This window comes from Streptomyces sparsus, from assembly GCF_054776295.1.
Map to the genome: position 1 here is coordinate 1 of NZ_BAAHCA010001556.1, position 701 is coordinate 701.

Annotated in this window: 1 protein-coding gene; it reads right to left on the minus strand. The window is 62.9% G+C overall.

Going from position 1 to position 701, the window contains the following annotated elements:
* Nucleotides 1-701, minus strand: a 701-nt coding sequence (locus ACYVE9_RS29580) for an ABC transporter ATP-binding protein (RefSeq protein ID WP_461030947.1), incomplete at both ends; no start/stop codon positions are given.

Here is a 701-nt window from a genome sequence, read left to right on the forward strand (position 1 = left end):
AGCCCCTGGATGGCGAAGAGGTCGCCGCCCTTCTGGTCGAGGCGGGGAATGGAGTGCAGCAGCCCGCGGGTGTACGGGTGCGCGGGACGCTTGTACAGCTCGTGCACCGGGGCCGTCTCCACGATCCGACCCGCGTACATCACCGCGATCTTGTCCGCCACATCCGCGACCACACCCAGATCGTGCGTGATCAGAATGAGCCCCATGTGGAACTCACGCTGCAACTCCGCCAGCAGATCCATCACCTGCGCCTGAACCGTCACGTCCAACGCCGTCGTCGGCTCGTCCGCGATGATCAGATCCGGCTCCAACGCCAACGCCATCGCAATCATGATCCGCTGACGCATACCACCCGAGAACTGATGCGGATAATCATTCACCCGCTCCCGAGCCGCCGGAATACGCACCCGATCCATCAACTCGATCGAACGCGCCTTCGCCTCCTTCTTCGACAACCCCTCATGAACCCGGAACATCTCGCCGAGCTGGTACCCCACACTCAGCACCGGGTTCAACGACGACAACGCGTCCTGGAAGATCATCGCGATCTTCCGACCACGCAACTTCCGACGCTCGTCACCAGGCATCGTCAACATGTCCCGGCCCTGGAACAGGATCTCACCCCGCGGAATGCTTCCCGGCGGCATGTCCAGAATGCCCATCACCGCCTGGGCGGTCACCGACTTCCCAGAACCCGACTC